Raw genomic sequence first — 23,529 nt, forward strand, 5'->3', positions numbered from 1 at the left:
AGCAATTCATCCTATTTTTGTTCTACCTCTAATCTATAAAGAAACGTTCTTCTATGCAGAAACATAAAATATTAATCGCATCGGCGCTCGTTATCCTTACATTATCGATGTTTGCTACAGGCCCATTTCATTCGAATTCTTCTGAAATTCCAAAAAAAATAGAGACCGCGATAACCAAAACTGAGAATACAAAGAGCAATAAAAAGGAAGCTTTACGCTACACCATTAGACAAAGAAAAATACAAACAGCATTAATTGACTATTTTAATAAAGCCATCGCCAACGGGGATATTGTAGGAGCCGGAGTGAGTATTGTAAAAGGGGATTCTATTCTAATCTCTGAAGGTTTTGGCAAAAAGAAGAGTTTTGAAAATAGTCAGGTAAACGGAGAAACCGTTTTTAGATTAGGATCATTGTCCAAAGGTTTTGCGGGCATACTGGCGGCAAATATCAAAAATGAAGGTAAATTTAATTGGACGGATAAAGTGAGTGATTACCTTCCTGAATTTCAATTAGGTGATGGCACGAGCACAAATAATATTACCCTAGCCAATATTTTATCCCACACTTCGGGTACTCCATATCACAGTTTTACCAATCTTGTAGAAGCTGGTTTGCCCCTGAAAGATATAGCCAAACGTTTTAAAGAAGTAATGCCGATTAGCAAACCGGGCACCATGTACAGCTATCAAAACGCCATGTTCGCCCTTTGTGGTGAAATGATGCGCAAGGCAACCGGGGAAAAAATAAATGCACTGTTAGACGATAGATTTTTTAAGCCTTTGCACATGAGTGCCACTACTACGGAATATGAAACTTTGACACATGAGTCCAATATTGCCATGCCCCATGTTAAAACCCATAATGGTTGGAAAGCGGGACATATCAGGGACAATTATTACAATGCCGTAGCAGCTGGGGGTATCAGTTCCAATGCCCATGATATGGGTTTATGGATGCGTTTTTTACTAGGACACAATCCTGATGTCATGAAAAGTACCGCTATAGGCGAGGCATTTAATCCTTTTATCGAGATTTCGGGACATAGTAAATATTATCAACGTTGGCCCGGCCATACAGGGTCGTATTACGGCTTTGGATGGAGGATTCATAAATTCATCGAAGAGGATTCAACTGCTGAAAAAACCATATGGCACCACGGTGGAAGTGTAAATAATTATAGAAATGAAATTGCCCTTTACCCAGAATCCGATCTAGGTATTTGTGTACTAATGAACAACAATTCACAAATAGCGAAGACGGTAATTCCGGATTTATATGAAATTGTCCAGAAGGTTTATCGTGAAACTGCTATTGCCCCTAAAGAAATACACAAGATCGCCGTTAACTCTTTATAGAATCCTATTCATCTAATACCTCCATTCCAGATTACATACCGCCAAAGATGTCCATATTCAATTAAACAGATTAAAACGGTAAGTTTTTAGAAATTAAATGAATTATTCTGGTTTGAAATTTTCTCTACTAAAAATTTACTACATTATTTCTAGGTAATTATGATCTTCTTTTCATCGTGTTATTTTTAAAACATTAAAACCAAATCACATACCTAAATTTACCTTAGATCAATACAGGAGAACAATTATTTTTAACACACCTTTGCATTTTCTTGATTCTTTTTATAAAATCCACATTGCAAATACCATATAATCAAAAGAATAATGGAAAATCAAATGAAGATTTTGTAAGGAAAAAGAATCATTTTTGTTAGATTTGATGTGTAATAAAAATGTTAAGTGAAGTACATTCCCCTCATTTTAGTGACCTTATTCACCTTTACCCTTCAATTGAATGCCCAGAATTTCGAGGTTTCCGGCACTATTAAAAATGGAGAAGACCAAAATATCCCCTTTGCATCGGTGTTCTTATTAAAAGTCTCTGATAGTACAATGGTAAAGGGGGTATCAGCCGATGATAATGGAATGTTCACTTTTAAAAATGTTACGCCCAGCACCTATTTAATAAAAGCCAGTTATATTGGCAGATCTTCCAATTTAATAGGGTTAGATGTTTCAAAGGACATTGTCCTAGGAGCGTTGATCATTGACCAAAGCACTGAAAACCTAGATGAGGTCATTGTAACCTCAATGAAACCGAAAATAGAACGACTAACAGATCGTTTGGTCTTCAATATAGAAAATTCCGTGGTGTCCCAAGGTAGTTCTTGGGATGTTCTTAAACGTACTCCCGGGGTTATTGCCATGCAGGAGAATTTAATGATCCGCGGACAAGCGGCAACCGTCTACATTAATGATCGAAAAGTACAATTGTCCTCAGATGAAATCCGTGAACTCTTGGAGAACTATTCAGCCGGTCACATTAAACAAATTGAGGTAATCAGTAATCCTCCCGCAAAATATGATGCCGAAGGCGGACCTGTATTGAATATCGTGACCAACAAGAATATCTCAATGGGGTACAAAGGCAACATCAGTAGCACCTATACCCAATCCATTTTTCCTAAATACACTTTAGGAACCTCGCATTTTTATAAAACCGAAAAATTAAACTTGTTCGCCTCATATATTCATGGGCCTCGAAAAGATTTTAAAAATACCGAAAGTGCCATAAATTTTATCGACGACACCGGGGTTTTTTCTCGATGGCTAACCGATTACGATAAAACCACAAAGGCAAAAAGCCATACTGCTCAACTCAACCTTGATTATGCAATCAATGATAGGAATACGATCATTCTTGCTTCTAGTGCATCTATTTCCCCTAATAAGACATTCGACAACATGCAATTTACAGAAATGCGAAATGGACAAGGGCAATTAGATTCGACTTTTGTAACCCAAAGTGACTTACTTGAGAATAAAAACAATTTTTCAACGGACCTAACGTATGAATACAGTTTTAAGGAAGAAGGAAGCTTGGTCTTAAACGGTCATTTTACAAAATACAAAGGTGACAATACCCAAAATGCGCAATCTGACTATTTTAATGTGGATAACGAATTTATGAGAACCTTCGGTTTTTATACGGATGCAGACCAGGACATTGAAATCTTTACAACACAATTGGACCTAACGACTACCATTGGCATTTTCGATTTTGAAACTGGATTGAAAGGATCCTTTATCAACTCGGATAGTGGCATCGCTTATTACAATACCACCAATGACGAAAAGGTGCTTATTTCAAACCTGTCAGATGATTACCGTTACGAAGAGCAGGTATATGCAGGTTACTTCAGTTTGTCCAAAGATTGGGAAAAAACAAGTTTCAAAGCTGGGTTACGTGCAGAACAGACCAAAAGCACCGGTTTTTCAACATCCCTTTCCGAAATAAATGATTTAATGTATTTTGAACTGTTTCCTACAGTACACCTCAACTATAAACCACACGACAACCATAGTTTCGCTTTTAATTATTCCCGAAAATTAACCCGCCCACGATATGAGGAATTGAATCCGTTTCGATATTATATCAATGAGAATAATTTCAGTGAGGGCAACCCGAATTTAAGTCCATCTTTCAGCCATAATTTTAATCTGAACTATACCTTAAACGAGGAATTTTATTTTGACCTTTACTATCGCGATAATGGCAAATACATCTCTTCACTTCTCTTTCAGGACAATCAAAACCTCGTTCTTCGCGACATTACCCAGAATGTCCTCGAAAGTACATCTTACGGATTGGATTTCACTTATGGCAAGTCTGTGATGAATTGGTGGTACCTCTATACTTATATTTCCATCTTTCATGAAGATGAAACCTTTATTGCCCTTGAAAGTAATGACCAAACCGTTACCAATGAGGTGAATGGCGCCTACATAGACCTTACGAATTATCTGAACCTCTCTAAGGATGGCACTTTTAAAGGAGAAATTGGGTTGACTTACTTATCCGGATTTTTAGAAGGGTCCTATACCCAAGAAGAAAGAACCAACCTTACACTTGGTTTACGCAAAACACTTTGGAATAAAAGAGCAGTACTCAGTTTACAGGCCAATGACCTTTTGAACAAAGTGAACAGCCGCATCTCATCGAAATACCTAAATCAAGACAACAGCTATCTTACGCGCCCAGAGACACAATATGTGCGATTAGGGTTCACCTTCAACTTTGGTAATTTTAGATTGGAGGACAATAAACGGGACATTGATAAGATCGAACGTGATCGCCTTAGTGACAACTAGAAATTTATGAGTTTTGAACCTTATCCGATTTTCTTCCCAATAAATCGGATCACCTTACTCATACCGTTATGAAAATTACCTTCATTCAGTTCAACATGGGCCTCTTCAAGTTGTATGATCTCGAAATTCGGAAAATCCCTTTGTATCGTTTCTTCGGAATACAACATATCTATATGGCCCGGACCACCAACTTCCGGATTCAACTTTCTCAATGCCAAATGCCCAACACTGAACCCTTCAATGATCATTAGTCCGCCCGGTTTTATTAAATCAGCGATTTTATGATGGTATTTTGATGCGATTTGGGGTGGAAAATGTGCAAAAATAAGGGCTGCCGCATCATATTCTTTATTAACCAATGACAGATTAAAAAACTCCCCAACTTCATAATTTATTCTTACCATTTCTTTCTCGGCCAATTTCATGGCCTTGTTTTTACCTTCTATACTTATATCAAAAGCACTTACCTCTAAACCCGTTTTTGCCGCATATACCGCATTTCGACCTTCACCTTCGGCTGGCAATAAAATACTACCACCAAGGCTCTGTTGAGCTATTACATTCTTAAAAAAAGTATTGGGTTCCGTGCCGTAGGCGTATTCTTCATTGGCATATCGTTCGTCCCACATATGGTTCTGTTAATTCTTGTTAGACACTCCCAATGTATTCCTGACATTGGTTTAATGGCATAAAAGGCCTTGACCAAATATACGTAGTCTATATTGTTATTTAATCCTTACAATCAGATGACTTTAGCTCGACCTAATGCTTAAACCATTTTTTTCACCTAAACCAAAGACTCAATTCATTTCCCCAAAAACTGTATTACAATTTTTATCATAACGTTCTGTCTTTAATTTGGAGCATAACCCTAATACGCCATTTCAGTAATAAAAAGGAACTAAAATACGCGAAACTTAACATTTTCGTAATATTTAAAATACACGTTATATAAGTCGATTTTCTATCTTATGGACTTTTAAAGTCCCCCCGACTATGTATTTAGCACTTACTCAAACAAGTTTGATGAGCCTTTCTGTCTCTATCCAATCCTTTATTTTGGATATTGGCCCTATATTGCTGGTTTCATTTTCCCTTTCCTTATTTCTTTTTTTAAACTGGTATTTCGCCTATGACCGCATCAAGCAGAAAAAAGAGAAAAGATTATGGTTAACCCGAAATATGCGATCACTTGTCAGGTATGGGGATTTGATGGAGCAACTTGAACATCTGGGACAGACGACTCCAGTATGCAAACAGTGTAATGACTTTAAAATGCAATTATGGAACCATCAACACGACGAATTGTTAGTGGTTCGTTGTAGATCTTGTAAAATAAACTATACCTTGACAAAGGACCATAGTGATTGTACCAGATTAATTCTTTCGAATATGGAGTGGGCCATTGAACTCATAAACATACTGATTAAAAATAGGCATAAAGCCTTAGGTAAGTTTTTAATTCGAAAATTGGCTCTAGACCCTTCATGTATAAAACCCGGTATTAACCCTTTGGAAGTTTTTTGTTTCTCAGCAAAAAAAGAAGATGAATTTATTATTGACCCCGTGTTCGAAATAGTTTTGAATGAATGGGAAGAAGTATTACCCTTGGGCGATTATGGCATTAGAACGCATGTAGCATAAGGTTTCCCTATTTTTTATTTGAGAATACCTTATTCGCTGTCTTCATATCGGCATATCTTGGATCCTGTATATAATCCTGTTTCAACATTTTAATGACTTCGATACTCAAAAACCCAAACTCACTGACCACCTTACCATAAAAACGATATACTCCCCTACCCCTAAAATGGTATTTGGCCGCTACGGGTGGAAACAATACCGTATCGAACACTTCCCCGTGTTGATCTAACAACGTGGCAAAATGCATACGTTTCCCGTTATGGGTGCTAGTGTTCTTGACCGTGACCAAATAACCGTAAATATCGATATGGTTACCCAAATAGCGTTCCAAATCCTTACTGCCATGGTCGTTCTTTAGTGGTTCTTTCAAGAGTTCAAAGGGGCTGCACAGGCAAAAACCTAAAAGCTCCAATTGGGTAAAGGCCATCTCAAGATCGGTGGTATGCATCTTGGGAATGCTGAATTTTTGATGTCGCGGGGGAAACAACTTTGGATGCTCTACCAACATCCCCTTGGATAGGAACAAATGAGCTTGCCACAACAATTCGTGCTGGTTGACCTGGGTAAACCGAAAGGCATCGATACGGATAAGAATGCTTACCTGTTCTATGGAAATGACCACCCGATCCAGGAAATCGGCCAAAGAGGTAAAAGGTCCGTTCGCTGTCCGTTCCTTAAGGATACGATCCATAACCCGACTTTCCAACTCCTTTAGATACATAAGTCCCAGATACAGCTGTGTGCCGTAAAGACAATTGGCAGGTTGACTTTTATTTACACAAGGAGCATGAATAGTGGCCCCCAACATACGGGCTTCATGAATATAGCTTTCAGCACGGTAAAATCCGCCTCCGTTATTGAGTACGGCGACCATATATTCCAACGGATAATACGTTCTTAAAAAAAGGCTCTGGTAACTTTCCACAGCATAGGAAGCCGAATGCCCCTTGGCAAAGGCATAACCCGCAAAACTGGCAATCTGCCCCCAAATCTCAAAAATAAGCTTATCATCATAACCCTTTTCCCGACAATTATCAATGAATTTGTCCTTTACTTTTTGAAATTCCTCCCGTGAACGGAATTTACCGCTCATCCCCCTTCGAAGTACATCGGCCTCACCTAAATCCAAACCTGCGAAACAATTGGCCACTTTGATCACATCTTCCTGATAGACCATAACGCCATAGGTCTCGGGCATAATATCCAACATTACCGGATGTGCTTTCTCTTCGGCCCGCCCCGGATTGCGATGTCGTAATATATACTCCCGCATCATTCCACTTTTGGCCACTCCAGGGCGTATAATCGAGCTTGCCGCCACTAGGCCCAAATAACTGTCTACCTGCAATTTTTTGAGCAACATACGCATGGCGGGTGATTCTACGTAAAAACACCCCATACATTGTGCACTCTTTATCATGTTATTGATATTGGGGTCGTTCTTAAAAGCTTTGATATCATGAATATCGAACTTAGCGATTTCCTCGGGGCGACTTGCTTCCAGGATCTCCATGGTCTCTTTTATTTTTGCCAAACCCCGCTGCCCTAAAATATCGTACTTATACAGTCCGACATCCTCGGCAATGACCATATCGAACAAAACCGTAGCAAATCCCTTGGGAGGTAAATGGGTCGCGGAAAAATAATGTGCCGGTTTTTCGCTGATCAGGATTCCACTGGCATGAATGCTCAAATAATTGGGCATGCCCTTGATCAATTCCCCATACTTCAGGACCAAATTCGAAACCTCATCCAACCGTGAAGGTTGATACCGCCCATCGGCCAATAAATCGATTTCGTTTTTAGGCAACCCGAACACCTTCCCCAACTCACGCACCACTCCACGATGCTTAAAGGTGACGTAGGTTCCCAAAAGCACGACATTCTTGAACGTGTCAAAAATATACTGGGTCATTTCCTCCCGGTCACGCCATGAAAAATCGATATCGAAGTCGGGGGGATTCACCCGATAAAGGTTGATGAAACGTTCAAAATACAGGTCCAACTCTATGGGGTCCACATCGGTGATCCGTAATAAATAGGCCACGATGCTATTGGCCCCACTACCCCGGCCTACATAGAAAAACCCCTTCTTTTGGGCATGGGAAACAATATTCCAATTGATAAGGAAATAAGAAACGAACCCCATTTTCTTAATCAATCCCAACTCTTTATCCAGCCGATTCAAAATCGTTTCGTTCATCTCGGGATAGCGATACGGCAACCCTTTTCGACATAGTTCCTCGAGCAATCTTTCATCCTCTTCCTTAGACTGTAGATACGTCTTTTGATTCTGGGGTTCGCGTCCTTCCGAAAAATCAAAATGTATGCTACAGGAGTTCATCAACTTCTCGGTATTCTCCAAAATAAAGGGATATTCCGAAAAGGCCGCCGCCAGATTCTGTACGGGAAACATCTTTTCATCCTCATGGGCTTCCTCAGTCTTAGGTAATTTACTCAGCAACGTGTTATTATCAATGGCACGTAAAAGGCGATGTGCATTGTAATCACGCTTATTCCTAAAGGTTACAGGTTGTAACACTACCAATTTTGACTTGAGCTCCACCAATTTGGAAAAAGGCAATCGCCGTAGATCAGCAATCGAAATACCGATATATTCATCTTCGGAAAAGGTAATCTGGTCATTGAGCAACACCTTCTCAAAGGGATAAATAATATAGACATTATCAAAATGTGGGGCAATGGCGGGTAATTTTTCCTCTTTATGCAGGTGCCATGATAAAAAGGCATTCAATTCTTGATAGCCTTCATTATTCTTGGCAATACCCACAAAACAACAATCCATCCCATTCCTAAAATCGATGCCCAAAATAGGCCGTATATTAAATTGCTTGGCCTTACGTACGAAATTGAGTCCGGCCGAGGTATTGTTAATATCGGTCAGTGCCAATTGGGTCACATGGTTGGTTTGGGCCAATTGCAGGAGTTCCAGTTCGGAAAAAGTTCCAAAGCGAAGGCTGTAATATGTGTGACAATTTAGATAGATAGACGTTAGATTTTAGATGTTGGATATTGGGTGTTGCCAAAATGAATCGTTACATACTGTCTGGTCGAGCGCAGTCGAGACCCATGTTGATAGTTGCAATGCTTCAAAGACCTCTCGACTGCGCTCGAGGTGACAGCAAACCCAAAACCTACTGTTTCCGATGTGCCAACACAATCGGTGGTTGTCCGTTGAACGGGTTATGCATTCTACCTATGGTCCTTGCCCCCATGGCTGAAGCCCTCACCACACTTTTATCCCCGTAGCGTTCCCGCATACGATCCATGGCCGCATAAAGGTTCAACGCTTCTTCGGTATCTTCAAAAAGATTGATCTGATAATTTCCGGACACCAAATGACTGAACCGTATGCCGACCAAGCGAACCAATAACCTTCTGTTGTACAATGTTTTGAACATTTCCAAAATCTTAGGAATGAGAATATGGTCGGCACTCGTATACGGAATGCGCATTTGTTTGGAATACGTATTAAAATCGGAATAACGGATCTTGACGGCAATACAGGCTGTCAGTTTTTCTCCCCTACGTAATTGAAAGGCCAGATTCTCGGTCATCGCGATAAGAATGCCCCTCAGTTTTACCACATCAATAGTATCCTTATCAAAAGTACGTTCGTTGGAAATTGATTTTCGCTCGCAAAAAGGGATTACGGGCGTATGGTCTACCCCATTGGCCCGTTTCCAGATGACCTCCCCGTTCTTTCCCAATACGCGCTGCATCAAATCCATCGGCATTTCTTGAACCGTCTTTACTTTCCGCAACCCCAGATTGCGAAGCGTCTGGTAGGTCTTATCGCCCACCATGGGTATTTTTTTTATCGACAGGGGAGCCAAAAAAGGTTTTTCATACCCCAAATCTATTTTCAGTTGATTGTTGGGCTTGGCCTCACCAGTAGCTACTTTGGAGACCACTTTATTTGCCGAAAGTCCAAAAGAAATCGGCAACCCCGTTTCTTTACTTATTCTTTGTCGGAGTTCGGAAGCATATTGGTAACAGCCAAAAAAACGGTCCATTCCAGAGAGGTCGGCATAGAATTCATCAATACTCGACTTCTCGAACAAGGGCACCTGCTCCTTTATGATATCGGTGACCATATCGGAATGTTTACTATAGGTACCCGCATTGCCCCTAATGACGACCGCTTCAGGACATAATTCCTTTGCCATTTTCATGGGCATTCCCGAATGCACCCCAAAACCACGAGTCTCATAACTACAGGCCGCTACCACTCCGCGATCACTAGTACCACCCACCAATAAGGGTCGATTTTGCAACTCGCTGTTCAAGAGTCGTTCCACGGATACAAAAAAAGTATCGAGATCTAAATGTAAAATGGTCTTGCTCATAACTATCCCTCTAAAAAAACGGGATAGCTAAATTATGGATTATTTCCTATTTTATGGATTATTTCCATAATAATATTATCAACATTTTTGATATGACCACAAAGAAATCTGGTAAAGATCTAATGAAAAACAGGTGTGGCACCAAATAATCTGATTAAAGAAAATGAAATGGATATGATTTAAATCAACCGGATATAACCTAAAAAGGAAGATTCTTAAGATCTACATTCCCTCCAGAAATAATGATTCCTACTTTTTTATTCTTGAACAGCTCCTTTTCACGAAGCACTGCGGCAAAAGCCACCGTACTTGAAGGCTCTATAATGATCTTCATACGCTCCCAAACCAATTTCATGGCCGCTATTATTTCATCCTCGCCAACACGAACAATACCTTCCACATATTTTTGGATCAACGGAAAGGTATTATCCCCGAGCTCGGTCTTGAGTCCGTCTGCGATGGTATTCGTAGTGTCATTCGATTCTATTTTACCGCTTTTCAAGGAGCGATAAGCATCATCGACTTCAAAAGGTTCCGCACCGATCACGGTACAATCATCCCCAAAATAATGTGCTGCAAGTGCTGTCCCGGCAATGAGTCCGCCACCCCCAACAGGAACGACCACTACATCAAGATCGGGATGTTCCTGCAACAATTCCATACAGGCGGTGCCCTGCCCGGCGATTACATCCAAATCATTGGAGGGGTGGATAAAAGTGGCCCCCATTTGTTTTTCAATCTTTTTGGCCATTGCCTGTCTGGCCTGGAGGGTAGGTTCACATTCGATAATATTTCCCCCATACCCCTTAACGGCTTCTTTCTTTACCTGTGGAGCTGATGAGGGCATAACAATATAGGATCTGACCCCTAAGCTTTTGGCTGCCAATGATAAGGCCTGGGCAAAATTGCCGGAAGAATGAGTGACCACCCCTTTTTCCTTTTGCTCCTTGGTCAATTGTAGAATGGCATTCGTAGCGCCCCGCATTTTATAAGCTCCCATCCTTTGAAAATTCTCACACTTGAAGAAAACCTCGACCCCAGCGATTTTATTCAATAAATGGGAAGTGAGTACCGGGGTCCTATGAATGAAAGGGGTGATTCTTTGGTGACATTCTATCAATTGTTTTTTTTGCATCTCACTATTCACTTTAACAAGTATCTGAAAAAACTACGCTTAAATCTACGAAGAAATCCATGACACCCATAATACACGTATACAAATATGAAGCATACCAAATATTTATGCTGTATCTTCGTAAATATAGGGATTGGCATAGACTTTGATTCTTGTTAACCGTCAAATCGGATTAGGTTTTTATATGCGTATTATTTTTTTATTCAGTACTTTTTTGTTGTGTCAATGTATACAAGGGCATACCTATGGATTTGATTTGGCACCAACCCACAATGATTTTATAGCTTCTTATAAGGCACTTACCACTTCAAACCTTTCAGAGACCATTGGGGAGACCCAAGAATTCGATATTCTGAAATCGACCATCAATATTACCTCCCCGAACAGAAATACCATATGGACCATACCCGGGCCGGCAGAACTGGAATGGAATACGAAGAATATCGATGCGACAAAATCCATCCGTTTTTTCCTTGCAAAGGATGATATGGTAGTACAGGAACTGGGGACTTTTAAAAATACAGGTAAGGCCGACGGAATCATTTTAGCCAAGAACATTAGCTCTGGGGATAATTATCAAGTTGTGGGCATTGAGATGTTTCCTGATGATAAGTTTCATATCGCAAAAGTATCGACACCTTATTTTTCTATCCGGAATAAAGAATCGGATGCTCGCAAAGAACAATATCGTCTTTTGAACGCATCAAAAAACAATACTGGGGCAAAGCCAGAAACACCTAAGAAACCTGAAGCGCCAAAAACCGATGAAGCTCCCAAGAGAATGGAGTTCGACGGGCGTAATATTACGTACGTGAAGGAATTGACCTTTAAAAACGAGAAAATTAAAATAAGTGTTTGGGACCATGGCCGACAGGATGGAGACATTGTTTCCATTTATCTTAATGGGTATACTATAATTTCAAAACACCTATTGACCTATTCCAAGAAGCAGATAGAAATCACTTTAGACCCCAATAAGAAAAACGACCTGTTCCTCTATGCCCATAACTTGGGAAAATACGCCCCCAATACCGTTTCTGTCGAGATTACCGACGGAACGACCTCTGAGAACATTATCCTGAATTCCGATCTTAAAAGTTGTGAGGCGGTAATGATCAGCGTAAATAAATAGTTTGTATCAGAAATCTTTATAAATCAACTTTCCCCCCTGTTTTAACGGCCTTATAAATAGCGTCGATAATTTTCATATCCCTTAATCCTTCCTCCCCATCAACAGGGACCAAGGGCTGAACATCTTCAAAAATGAGTTGGGCCATACCATCCATCTGCAACGTTTGATGTGTAATATGGGGCTGAAGTAATTCCCCTTTATGTGTTCGTCCTTTGATAGGACCATACCCCGTGGAGGGTCTCATTTCTACCCAACCTTTTTCCCCGGTCATATAAAAACAATCCAAATGGTTCATGGCATAGGTTGAAAGGCAAGATGCCACCGCACCGCTGGGGAAGCCCATTTGAAATGTTATGGTCTCATCAATACCTTCCTTGAACTTTACCGGATCGGTTTTGGTTTCTTGGGCGGTTATCCAAATAGGCTCCTCACCCAACATATATCGCGCGCCATTGATTGAATAGATACCAATATCCATCATGGCACCGCCACCTGATAATTCTTTATCCAATCGCCATTGGTTCGGATTACCCATTACGAATCCCGATTGTCCTTGAAAAAATTTAGGTTGCCCAAATTCACCCGCTTGGCGCATTCGAATAACCTCAACTGTTTTAGGTTCAAAATGCATTCGGTAACCCACCAATAGTTTCACCTTGGCGTCTTTACACGCATTGATCATCCGCTCTGCTTCTTCAGCATTGATCGCCATGGGTTTTTCACAGATTACATGCTTGCCTGCCTTGGCAACCCGAATGGCCTGCCCGCAATGGAGTGCATTGGGGGTTATAATATAAACCGCATCGATATCGGGATTATCCTTTATGGCATCAAAATCATCATAGTTATAGCAGTTATTCTGTGGAATGTCATATGTAGCTTGCCATTTAAGGATTTTTGAAGGTGTACCACTGATCACCCCCACCAATTTTGCCCGCTTACAATCTACCATTGCCTTTGCCACCCTGGTCCCATAGCTACCCAAACCCATGATCGCGACCCTTAACATGGGACCGTCATAAGGTTGTTCGCAGGCAGCAAAAAGACTGGTTGGACTATATAAAATCGGTAGGCTTAGCGCGGTAAGCGACATTTTTCCGAGAAAATCCCTTCGTGTTCCCATTCTGAATTTGATTTGTATTAAAATTACGCTTTAATACCGAAAGCCAAAAACGAGAACCCAAGCATTATAAAAAATACTTCAAGTTTTTGTATCTTTCAATCAAACAGGCATTTAAACCATTGGGATATGAAAAAATTAAAAAAAGAGGATATTAAACAAGAAGTGTTCGACCTCTATGACGATTACGCCCATAATAGGGTAAGTAGAAGACTGTTCCTTGATAAATTATCGACCTATGCAGTTGGTGGGCTCACGCTTCCGTCTTTATTAAGTTTTATTTCCCCCGATTATGTCAAAAAAATACAGATAAAGCAAGATGACCCCCGATTAAAATCGGAGTACATCCATTACGATTCCCCTAATGGAGGGGGATCCATAAAAGGATTACTTTCAAAACCTTCGGATGCCACGGGAAAACTTCCGGGCATTGTCGTGGTACATGAAAATCGAGGATTGAATCCGCATATCGAGGATGTTGGTCGGCGTGCGGCCTTGGCCGGATTCATATCCTTGGCACCTGATGCCCTTACGCCCTTGGGCGGATACCCCGGGAACGATGACGACGGACGTGAACTACAACGTAAACGTGATCGGGACGAAATGCTGACCGACTTTATAAATGCCTTCCTCTATTTGAAAAACCATCCTGACTGTAATGGCCATGTTGGTGTCGTTGGATTTTGTTTTGGAGGATGGATATCGAATATGATGGCCGTTAAGGTAACTGATCTTGAAGCAGCCGTTCCTTTTTATGGGGGACAACCAACCGAGGATATTGATAAGATCAATGCCCCTCTCCTGCTACATTTTGGTGAATTGGATAAAAGGGTAAACGCAGGATGGCCTGCCTATGAGGCTGCATTGAAAGCACATGGTAAAAAATACGAAGCCCATATCTATGAAAAGGCAAACCATGGTTTTCACAACGACACTACCCCAAGATATGATCGGGAAGCTGCAGAATTGGCGTGGGATAGGACCATTGCCTTTTTTAAGAAAGAACTGCAATGACCTAAACCTATTGATTGAACTTAACACATAATCCTAGGATAACCTTAATCCACCTGATTCTTAAATGTCAATTTAAATGTGGTTGATTGCCCAATGGAATGGAAGCTGATCGTCCCATAATGTGCGTTCATAATATTCCTGCTCAGGCTTAGGCCAATACCAGAACCATTATTTCGGGTCGTGAAAAAAGGAACGAAAACCTCCTTTTTGATCGAATCTTTTATACCATGGCCATTATCGCTTACTTCAATGATCGTTGACGTATTTGCCCGATAGGCTTTCAACGAAATTTTGGGATGTTCACTGTTTTGCAGTGCATAAACACTATTCGTCATTAAATTGATTAACACCTGCTCCAACTGGTTTTTATCTGCATACAGACGTAAAGATTTTGTCACTAAATCAATCTCGACTTGGATTCCCTTTTCTTTCAATAATCCGGAGAGGAACGTCTTGCTATGCCTAAAAAGTTCCTCTATAACGAACCAAGTGGGCTTGGGTGTTGGCAGTTCTGCCAAGAGTCGGTAATTCTCAATGAAATCCAGAAGATGTAAAGTTCTTTTTTTTATGGTCAATAGACTCTGCTCTATATCCTTTTGGTGCTCCCCCACTCCTTGACTTTCTTCCCCAATCAAAAATTCAAGGTTATTGGTCAAGGATGTTATTGGGGCTATGGTATTGATGATCTCATGACTCATTACCTTCATCAGATTAAACCAAGCTTCCTTTTCCGTGCGATCCATGATATTTTGAATGGGATCAAGATTTACGACGAGATAACGGTTGCCATAAATTTCGGAAGTATAGGTTCGCAAACTAAAAACTTCCTCTTTATCATTTATTTTCAATGTGATAACATCCCTTAAATTCCGCCAACTTTCTTCATTCAAAAATTTTTCAAAGGCATTTAAATATTTCTTGGCCATTGACCAATTGGTATACTGTGGTAATTCAAGTATTTCGAAAAATGCTTTGTTCGAAAAAAATATCCGTTCCGAATCTTGCTTCAAAATCAATATCCCTGTATCCATCGACCCGATAATCGATTCGTATACCAACTTCATTGATTCTGACTGGGCCCTTGTCTCCTGCGATTGCACCAAGAGTTCCTGTAATGGTTTCGCGATGTTCTTGGTGAGCTTGCTTTTAGGGATCTTTACTGAGAGATCCTGCTGTACCATTGCCTGTAAAGTCTGTGACGTTCGAAGTAAGGTTTCCTTGGTTTTATCGAAAAACGAATAGGCTGCCGAAATGGCCAATACAAAGACCAATAAGGCCACGAATGGATATCCTTTCATGACCAAGATCGTTCCACAAACGGTAAGTGCAAGGGATAACCCAACCAATAAAATAAATGAAATACCTAGTTTTCGCATGGTAGGTTACAGCTTAAATTTATCCATGCGGCGATAAAGTGCTGCACGTGTTATACCTAAATCCCTTGCGGCATTGGTGACATTGCCCTGGTGCTTTTCAAGTGCCATTTCCACCAACATTCTTTCGGTCTCCTCCAAATTAAGGCTTGCAATTAAATTTTCCTTTTTTCTTTGGGGGCCAAAATGCAGATCGGATTCCGATATCTCATTTTCATCACAAAGAATCACCGCCCGCTCAACCATATGCTCGAGTTCCCTAACGTTTCCCGGCCATCTGTAATTCTTTAATGCCTCAATGGCCTCGGGTGAAAATTGTAACTTCCCCTTTTGATATTTTTTCTTATTCCTTTCCAAGAAAAAAGTGGCCAATAACGGAATATCATCCACACGATCCCTAAGGGGCGGCACAAGTATCTCCATGGTATTGATGCGATACAAAAGGTCCTGACGGAATTCTTTCTGTTCTACCATAGCATGTAGATCCATATTGGTCGCACAGATTATCCTGACATCGATCGCTCGTTCCCGAGACTCCCCTAAACGTACCACTTTCCTGTTTTGAAGTACTGCCAATAGTTTGGTTTGCAAGTGTATGGGCAAGTTACCGATTTCATCTAAAAAAAGGGTTCCTTCATCAGCCAATTCAAATCGTCCTATACTATCCTCTTTGGCATCGGTAAAAGCGCCTTTTGCATAACCGAACAATTCACTCTCGAAAAGATTACCGTTCAATGACCCAAGATCAACATGTGCGAAAATCTTATCCCTTCTCGAGGATAGGTTGTGCAACATCTTGGCAACAACGTATTTCCCTGTTCCATTTTCCCCCAACAGTAGTACATTGGCATTGGTGTCAGCAACTTTTTCAGCCATATTTACCACTTCCTTAAATGTCTTTGATGTTCCGATTACCCTATGGCCATCAATATCTAACGAGGTGGTTATCTTTTTGAACTTTTCCCCTTGTTTCTTAGATTTTCTCTGGGCAATACCCCCATCAATGGTCACCAAAAGTTTATCATTGTCCCATGGTTTCAACAAAAAATCATATGCCCCTAGTTTAATCCCTTCAACAGCCAGACCAACACTGGAATAGGCCGTCATAAGAACAACTACCGTTTCCGGGGAAACTTCATTGATACGTTTTAACCAATAAAGCCCTTCGTTTCCCGATTGTTCCCCCCTTCTAAAATTCATGTCCATCAACACCAAGTCTACCACCGATTGACTTAAGGTCGACATAATCTTCTTGGGATCTGACAGGGTAATAACCTCACTGTAGAAACGACCTAAGAATAGCTTTAGGGAATAAAGGATGTCCGGGTCATCATCGACCAATAACAATGTATGTTTCTTTTTTCCCATATTCAATTTTAATGATATGTTCGATATCGTACAAATAAGTGTCCGAAAACGGACACTTATTTGTCTGTTAAAAAATTTTATCTACTGATTTACAGCTACTTAACAGCTTCTGTTTCCTTTGGCATGATATACGCTAAAGATAAGTTGAAAAAATTACCTTAATGGACAGAAAGATCGAACATAAAAAAAATCCTCTCAAACGCATACTCCTGTATACCCTACTTACCATTTTATTATGCCTGCTATTATGGTCGGCATTGGCAGCCGGCAACAAAGTAACGATTGACAGGGATAGGGTAAGTATAAAAACCGTGGAATATGATTCTTTTGAGGATATGGCCCTCTTCAACGGAAAGGTACAACCCCTGAACACCCTTCAAATAAACACTATTGAGAGTGGCACGGTCAAAAAGATACACGGGCAAAATGGTGCACTTATCAAAGAAGGGGAACTTTTACTTGAACTTTACAACCCCAATACCGAACTTAGTTATCTCACCCAGGAAACAGCGATAATCGAACAGATCAATAATCTCAGAAACACCCGGATATCGATTAAGAACCAACAAATGACCCTGGACAAGGACCTTATTCAAATGTCGTACAATTTCAACAATGCGGCACGACAATACCGTATGGACACCACATTGTACCGAAAAGGGGTAATATCAAAAAATGATTATCTAAAATCAAAGGAGACTTTCGAATTCCAAGGGAAACAACAAGAGAATACCAAAAAATACATGCAAAATGAACAAAAGGATAGGGAAACCCAGTTACGATTGATCAATGCCTCTATAGAAAAAATGGAAAAAAGCCTGGAACAATTGCGAGAGAACAAAGAAAATTTCATTGTTAAAGCCCCCGCAACCGGACTATTATCTTCATTCAACCCTTTACTGGGAAAGAGCTATAACAAAGGGGAACTTATTGGAAAAGTAGACATGCAGGATGGATATAAACTTTTGGTTCGGGCCGATGAGTATTACTTCAATCAATTGAAAACAGGAAAAATGGCCCTCTTGGAATTTAACGATAAACAATATCATCTAAAGGTTGAAAAAGTAGTAGCCGAGGTCATCAATGGCAAATTTGATATTGAACTCGTTTTCGAGGATAAAGCACCCGAAACCATACAACAGGGAATGACACTGCCCATTAAGATCTATTTATCCAATAAAAAAGAAAAGGCACTTTTGCTTCCCAAGGGCTCATTTTACCAATCATCGGGCGGACAATATGTCTTTGTGTTAACCAATGACAATACTGCGAAGAAGCGGAAAATAAGCATTGGAAAGGCCAATGCCAACTTTTACCAAGTACTGGAGGGCCTTGTCGAAGGTGACAGGGTAATTACCTCATCCTATGACGACTTTAAGGACAAAGATGTACTGGCATTAAACTAAGAAACCAAAAAACAGTATAAAACATTCATCAATCAGTTAGAACCATTCAATTATGATACACCTTAAAAATTTAAGTAAAACCTATAGCACGGAGGAAGTAGAGACCACAGCCTTAAATGATATTTCCCTCGAAGTCAAAGAAGGTGAATTTCTGGCCATTATGGGGCCCTCGGGATGTGGAAAATCCACTTTATTGAACATTATAGGTCTCTTGGATTCCTTTGACACGGGTAGCTATTCTTTTTTAGAAAAGGAAATGTTCGGATTAAAGGAAAGGGACCGTGCCATGTTCAGAAAGCAGAACATTGGTTTTGTGTTCCAGAATTTCAATTTGATCGACGAACTAAGTGTTTATGAAAATATTGAACTGCCCCTTATTTACAATAAAATTGGCAAGGCAGACCGTAAAATCAGGGTTGAGGAAGCCATGGAACGTCTTAATATTTCACACCGAAGCAAACATTACCCACAACAGCTATCAGGGGGCCAACAACAACGCGTCGCGGTAGCCCGGGCATTGGTAAACAGACCCAGACTCATTTTGGCAGACGAACCCACGGGTAACCTTGACAGTAAGAACGGCAATGAGGTTTTGGAATTAATGACTGAGCTGAACACGCAAGGTGCTACCATCATTATGGTGACACACTCAAGTTACGACGCTGGCTTTTCAAGTAAAATCATAACACTGCGTGATGGCATAATCGTTGGCGAAAAAGTAAATCAACGTCAAATAGAAATCATCTAAATCAATCAAAAAACGAACATTCATGATTAATTCCTGGCTTAAGATCTTCCTTTGGAACCTAAAAAAAAGACCACTCTACCCGCTCATCAATACCCTTGGACTTACCTTGGGAATCACCTGTTTTATCATGGTCATTCTTTTTGTGAGCAAAGAATTGAGTTATGAAAAATGGAATCCCAACCTAGAGCATATATACAGACCCATTCGCCTATTCGACAATGGGGAAGTATGGACCACCTCACCAGGCATCATGGTAAAAACGGCCAAAGAACAACTCCCTGAATTGGAAGATGCCATGATGATGAATTGGATGGGAAGCATTCTCTTTAATTCCGATGGAAAAAAACTGATGAAAGGAGCCATGGGTACCACTCCCAATTTCTTTGATTTTTATCCTTATCCATTTAAATATGGGACAAAAGAGAACCTTTTCAAAAACGAGAATGAACTTGTCTTAAGCGATACATTCGCCTTTGAACTTTTTGGGGACACCAATCCCGTTGGCAAAACAATAGAAGCCCTCTTCAGAAACGAACCTATAACGTACCTCATAACCGGGGTGTATACGACCAAAGGTTATCCCAGTGAAACCCAGCCTGCAATCTTAAAGTTGATAAAGAAAACCGACAATATGGACCATTGGGGCAACTTCAACTATACGGCCCTATTCAAGTTACATCCCGGAACCGATATTGGGTCCTTCATTTCCAAATTCGATAAATTCTATGATGAAAACACCTATAAATCTTGGGGGATTTCTTGGGAAGAATACCTAAAAGGGAAGGAAGAACGAATGTCGATAGAAAATTTAGGGGATATCCACTTATTCTCAAAGGCCCATAAGGGCAAAGGGGCAAATACCATTTTCATTCTTTCCTTATTGGCATTCCTTATCTTGGTAATATCTTCGATCAACTTTATAAACCTGAGCATATCCGGTTCAACACAAAGGGCCAAGGAAGTTGCGGTTCGAAAAACCCTAGGCACCAGTAAAACAAAAATCGTATTGCAGTTTATCTTTGAAGTTACCCTGCAATGCCTATTCGCCATCGTAATTTCTTTGGCGCTGGTAGAAATTCTTCTACCCATGTTCAACAGCCTAATGAACACCGAATTGGAAATCCTTGACCCGTACAACAAGTGGTTCTGGGCGTTAGGCATTATTGGGTTACTCGTCTTTATTGCCGGCATTTTCCCTGGGATGTACCTCTCAAACTTCAATCCGGTAAAAGTGTTGAAAGGTAATTTCGGGCGTTCAAAAAGCGGAAACACCCTTAAAAAGACGATGATCATCTTCCAATTTTGTATTTCCGCGATCTTTCTGATTTCCGCATTCATCATAAAATCACAATTGGATTATATGAACAATAAGGATCTCGGGTTCCACAAAGACCAAATGCTATTCATACGCATTCAGAATGGGGGGGAAACCTGGAAAAAGTTGGAGACATTCAAACAGGAACTCACCAAACTGAACGGAATTGAAAGGGTGGCCACTACCACAAGGCCCCCAGGTACCTATGCAGGATATGGATCAAATTCAAATGTTGATTACCGTGAACTGAACTATCAGTCCGATATGCATTTTATCGATGCGGACTATTTTCCCACCATGGACATAAAACTTTCTGAAGGAAAAAACTTCATTCAAGATTGGATGCAGACGGATCGATCAAAATTCATAATGAATTCAGATGGGGATACCTTACTCTTGAATGAAATCATTGTAAACAAAAAATTGGTGGACAAATTCGGATTTGAAAACCCTATTGGCACAGAGGTTTCCTATTGGGGCTATAAAGGTACCATAATTGGCGTAGTCGATAATTATATCTCCAAAGGGTTTGACGAAGGCGCCTACCCTGCCTTATATATGAACTATCTTAAAGGTGATAATGGGGATTGGGGCAAACCGTCCTTTGTAATGATAAAATTGAACAACCAGGACATGAAAACCACCTTGAACGAGATCGAAAAATTCTGGACGACTCGTATTGAACCCCGTTTTCCGTTTAAATATGAGTTTCTTGACCAGAATTTTGCCGAACTATTCTCCAAACACGAACGATTGGAAAAACTGGTGACCGGACTCTCCATACTGATGATTTTCATCTCATTGCTTGGGTTGTTCGCAATTGCCTCGCACACCGTTCAACTGCGTTATAAGGAAGTGGCCATAAAAAAAACCTTGGGAGCCTCGGAAAAAGAGTTGGTGTTCGGACTCATCAAGGACTTTATTCTCATCACCATAATCGCATTATTCATTGCCCTCCCCATCTCATTTTACCTATCGAATAGATGGCTGCAAGACTTTGCCTATCGCATCGATATTCCACTGGCACCCTTTCTTATTACCCCTATTATCATGCTGACTTTGACCATAGCCATCATTCTGGCCCAAGCGGCAAAAGCCCTAAAGTTGGATCTGGTTTCCCATCTCAAATATGAATAATACGGTTTTATGAATCAACCCTAATTCTGTAGCCGACTTTTTTAGCGTATGCATTAAATAAAGGGACGCAAATTAGCCTCCCTTTATTTATTCTTTTTGAGAAATTATTTTTAAAATCAGTTAGATGATACTTACACCCCTTCCATGTGAAGTTCAACAACATCAAACTCTTTTTTTGGGGCTTCACATACAGAACAATGGTAGTCTTCAGGTAAATCAACAAAGGCCGTGCCCTTGGGTATTCCAGCTTTTTCGTCTCCATAGAATTCGTCATAAACTGTAAAACATGAGGTGCACTGGTATACGGATCGGATTATTTTCTCTTCTTTCTTTTCCTGTGGTTCTTTTTGAACATTGGCCTTTCCTAGTTGTTCAAAATACTTTTTACTCAGTTCCATGAGTAGTCCGGGTAGTTCAATTTTATCAACATCTTGGGCATAAGCATGATATTTTTGACTGTTAGGATCAAAATTTTCGAAGTGAAGTACATTATAAGTTGGCCTGATCTCAAAATCCTTTACTAGGGTCGGAGCACTATTCTTTTCAATGATAATCGACGCAAAATGTGAACGTTTCCCTACATCGTTACTTATACCGAAAGTAAGTCCGTAAGTACTAATATCATTTTGGTCGAAGCTACGTACCAAGAATTTCTTGAGTTCCAAGGCTTCAGAATCATCTACCGGCACATGCCAGTTCATCTCTAATTGTGAGTGCCTTATATTTATTCCCCATTGGCCCAAAAAACGTTCCAATTCAGGTCGACTATTCTGTTTGATTCCTTTTACAATGAACGATTTCCATGGGGTAATACAAATTTTCCCTATGCTATTGTCCAAGCAAAATCCGCAAAACTCTTTTAGGAAAGAAAGATCGTATTTATTATTCCGCCAGTATAATCCCAACCAATACTGATCAATTCCCATCCGGTTCATACCCTCATAATAAGGGAAGGTAAGATAGGGTACGATCAATGGTTTGTCCACTGTTTTATTGTTCGTGTCTATTTTCTTGCTCAACACATAGAATAGTTCGTCTACATCAGAAATATCCTCATAAATAGTTTCAATGGTTTTAGAAATGGTGACCATATCCCAACTATAGACCAAAACGGGATAATAGGCCGAGCTCTGCCAATGCGGTAGTTTTACATTCAAATACCAATAATCCTCACTTTCGGAAGCAATGAAATTAAGGTTGCCGCTAAAAAGTGGTACCAAACGTTGTTTTGGGTCGGTAATATTGATCTTTAATTGGGGCAGATAATCAAATCCCTCTAAAATATATAAGTATGTAGAGCCTTTTAACCAATAGGTCATGTCGAATACATCGGCGGAAACATAGGAACTCACGATATTCTGATACCCCCTATCAACAACAATATCCGTATTGAATTTCGATAGATTCTCTAGTTTTTCCCCCTCCTTATATTCTTTTAAAGGGAACAACAGGTCTTGCCGTGACCCAAAATGTACTTCTTTTAAACCAGCGGTTTCAAGCATTGATATAATGTCTTTCAACTCTCCTGGGGATGTAACCCCTCCTTTTAAAAGTACGCGATGCAGATCGTCTTTCATGTTTCTTCCCTTTAGGTTTAC

Annotated in this window: 16 protein-coding genes; 8 read left to right on the plus strand and 8 right to left on the minus strand. The window is 40.3% G+C overall.

Annotated features, from left to right (window positions below; translation table 11 throughout):
* Positions 1–53 precede the first annotated feature (53 nt).
* Together R3X28_RS00265 and R3X28_RS00270 are read left to right on the plus strand one after the other, a co-directional pair.
* Positions 54–1,358, plus strand: coding sequence for a serine hydrolase domain-containing protein (locus R3X28_RS00265; RefSeq protein WP_317661539.1), 1,305 nt, complete (start codon positions 54–56; stop codon positions 1,356–1,358).
* A 399-nt stretch (positions 1,359–1,757) separates the two neighbouring features.
* Positions 1,758–4,169 (plus strand): outer membrane beta-barrel family protein, encoded by a 2,412-nt coding sequence (locus R3X28_RS00270; protein WP_317661540.1) that lies wholly within the window; start codon positions 1,758–1,760, stop codon positions 4,167–4,169.
* A gap of 20 nt (positions 4,170–4,189) precedes the next feature.
* Here the strand turns inward: R3X28_RS00270 and R3X28_RS00275 are convergent, their stop codons facing one another.
* The gene (locus R3X28_RS00275) at positions 4,190–4,798 is read right to left on the minus strand and encodes a class I SAM-dependent methyltransferase (RefSeq protein ID WP_154364587.1); all 609 of its coding nucleotides are present in this window, start codon (positions 4,796–4,798) and stop codon (positions 4,190–4,192) included.
* A 397-nt stretch (positions 4,799–5,195) separates the two neighbouring features.
* On the opposite strand from R3X28_RS00275, the gene R3X28_RS00280 reads away from it, so the two are divergent.
* Entirely contained in the window at positions 5,196–5,813 is a 618-nt protein-coding gene (locus R3X28_RS00280; RefSeq protein ID WP_154364589.1) for a hypothetical protein, read from the plus strand.
* 7 nt (positions 5,814–5,820) lie between these two features.
* On the opposite strand, the gene R3X28_RS00285 is transcribed toward R3X28_RS00280, so the two are convergent.
* The 3 genes from R3X28_RS00285 to R3X28_RS00295 form a co-directional block, all read right to left on the minus strand.
* Positions 5,821–8,820, minus strand: coding sequence for a DNA polymerase III subunit alpha (locus R3X28_RS00285; protein WP_317663029.1), 3,000 nt, complete (start codon positions 8,818–8,820; stop codon positions 5,821–5,823).
* A 148-nt stretch (positions 8,821–8,968) separates the two neighbouring features.
* Entirely contained in the window at positions 8,969–10,183 is a 1,215-nt protein-coding gene (locus R3X28_RS00290; RefSeq protein ID WP_317661544.1) for a DNA polymerase IV, read from the minus strand.
* Between the two features lie 199 nt (positions 10,184–10,382).
* Entirely contained in the window at positions 10,383–11,318 is a 936-nt protein-coding gene (locus R3X28_RS00295) for a pyridoxal-phosphate dependent enzyme (RefSeq protein WP_317661546.1), read from the minus strand.
* A 256-nt stretch (positions 11,319–11,574) separates the two neighbouring features.
* Between R3X28_RS00295 and R3X28_RS00300 the strand changes: the two genes are divergently transcribed.
* On the plus strand, positions 11,575–12,450 hold the full coding sequence (locus R3X28_RS00300; RefSeq protein WP_317661548.1) for a hypothetical protein: 876 nt from the start codon (positions 11,575–11,577) through the stop codon (positions 12,448–12,450).
* 16 nt (positions 12,451–12,466) lie between these two features.
* On the opposite strand, the gene R3X28_RS00305 is transcribed toward R3X28_RS00300, so the two are convergent.
* On the minus strand, positions 12,467–13,573 hold the full coding sequence (locus tag R3X28_RS00305; RefSeq protein WP_317661550.1) for a Gfo/Idh/MocA family oxidoreductase: 1,107 nt from the start codon (positions 13,571–13,573) through the stop codon (positions 12,467–12,469).
* 126 nt (positions 13,574–13,699) lie between these two features.
* Between R3X28_RS00305 and R3X28_RS00310 the strand changes: the two genes are divergently transcribed.
* Positions 13,700–14,584: a dienelactone hydrolase family protein gene (locus R3X28_RS00310; protein WP_282055467.1), complete on the plus strand. Its 885-nt coding sequence runs from the start codon at positions 13,700–13,702 to the stop codon at positions 14,582–14,584.
* Positions 14,585–14,628: 44 nt separating this feature from the next.
* Here R3X28_RS00310 and R3X28_RS00315 read toward each other — a convergent pair whose 3' ends face one another.
* Positions 14,629–15,960, minus strand: a complete 1,332-nt coding sequence (locus R3X28_RS00315) for a HAMP domain-containing sensor histidine kinase (RefSeq protein WP_317661553.1) — start codon at positions 15,958–15,960, stop codon at positions 14,629–14,631.
* 6 nt (positions 15,961–15,966) lie between these two features.
* Positions 15,967–17,325 carry a sigma-54-dependent transcriptional regulator gene (locus R3X28_RS00320; protein WP_154364605.1) on the minus strand — a complete coding sequence of 453 codons (1,359 nt, stop codon included), beginning with the start codon at positions 17,323–17,325 and terminating at the stop codon, positions 15,967–15,969.
* Between the two features lie 161 nt (positions 17,326–17,486).
* Here R3X28_RS00320 and R3X28_RS00325 point away from each other — a divergent pair, with 161 nt between their 5' ends.
* From R3X28_RS00325 to R3X28_RS00335, 3 genes are read left to right on the plus strand one after another with little or no spacing between them, the layout of a single operon-like run.
* On the plus strand, positions 17,487–18,731 hold the full coding sequence (locus tag R3X28_RS00325) for an RND transporter (protein ID WP_317661555.1): 1,245 nt from the start codon (positions 17,487–17,489) through the stop codon (positions 18,729–18,731).
* Between the two features lie 52 nt (positions 18,732–18,783).
* The gene (locus tag R3X28_RS00330) at positions 18,784–19,479 is read left to right on the plus strand and encodes an ABC transporter ATP-binding protein (protein ID WP_317661557.1); all 696 of its coding nucleotides are present in this window, start codon (positions 18,784–18,786) and stop codon (positions 19,477–19,479) included.
* A gap of 22 nt (positions 19,480–19,501) precedes the next feature.
* On the plus strand, positions 19,502–21,931 hold the full coding sequence (locus R3X28_RS00335) for an ABC transporter permease (protein WP_317661559.1): 2,430 nt from the start codon (positions 19,502–19,504) through the stop codon (positions 21,929–21,931).
* A 131-nt stretch (positions 21,932–22,062) separates the two neighbouring features.
* On the opposite strand, the gene R3X28_RS00340 is transcribed toward R3X28_RS00335, so the two are convergent.
* Entirely contained in the window at positions 22,063–23,508 is a 1,446-nt protein-coding gene (locus tag R3X28_RS00340; protein WP_317661561.1) for a rubredoxin, read from the minus strand.
* Positions 23,509–23,529 lie beyond the last annotated feature (21 nt).

The organism is Maribacter sp. TH_r10 (assembly GCF_033101095.1).
GTDB classification, from domain to species: domain Bacteria; phylum Bacteroidota; class Bacteroidia; order Flavobacteriales; family Flavobacteriaceae; genus Maribacter_A; species Maribacter_A luteus.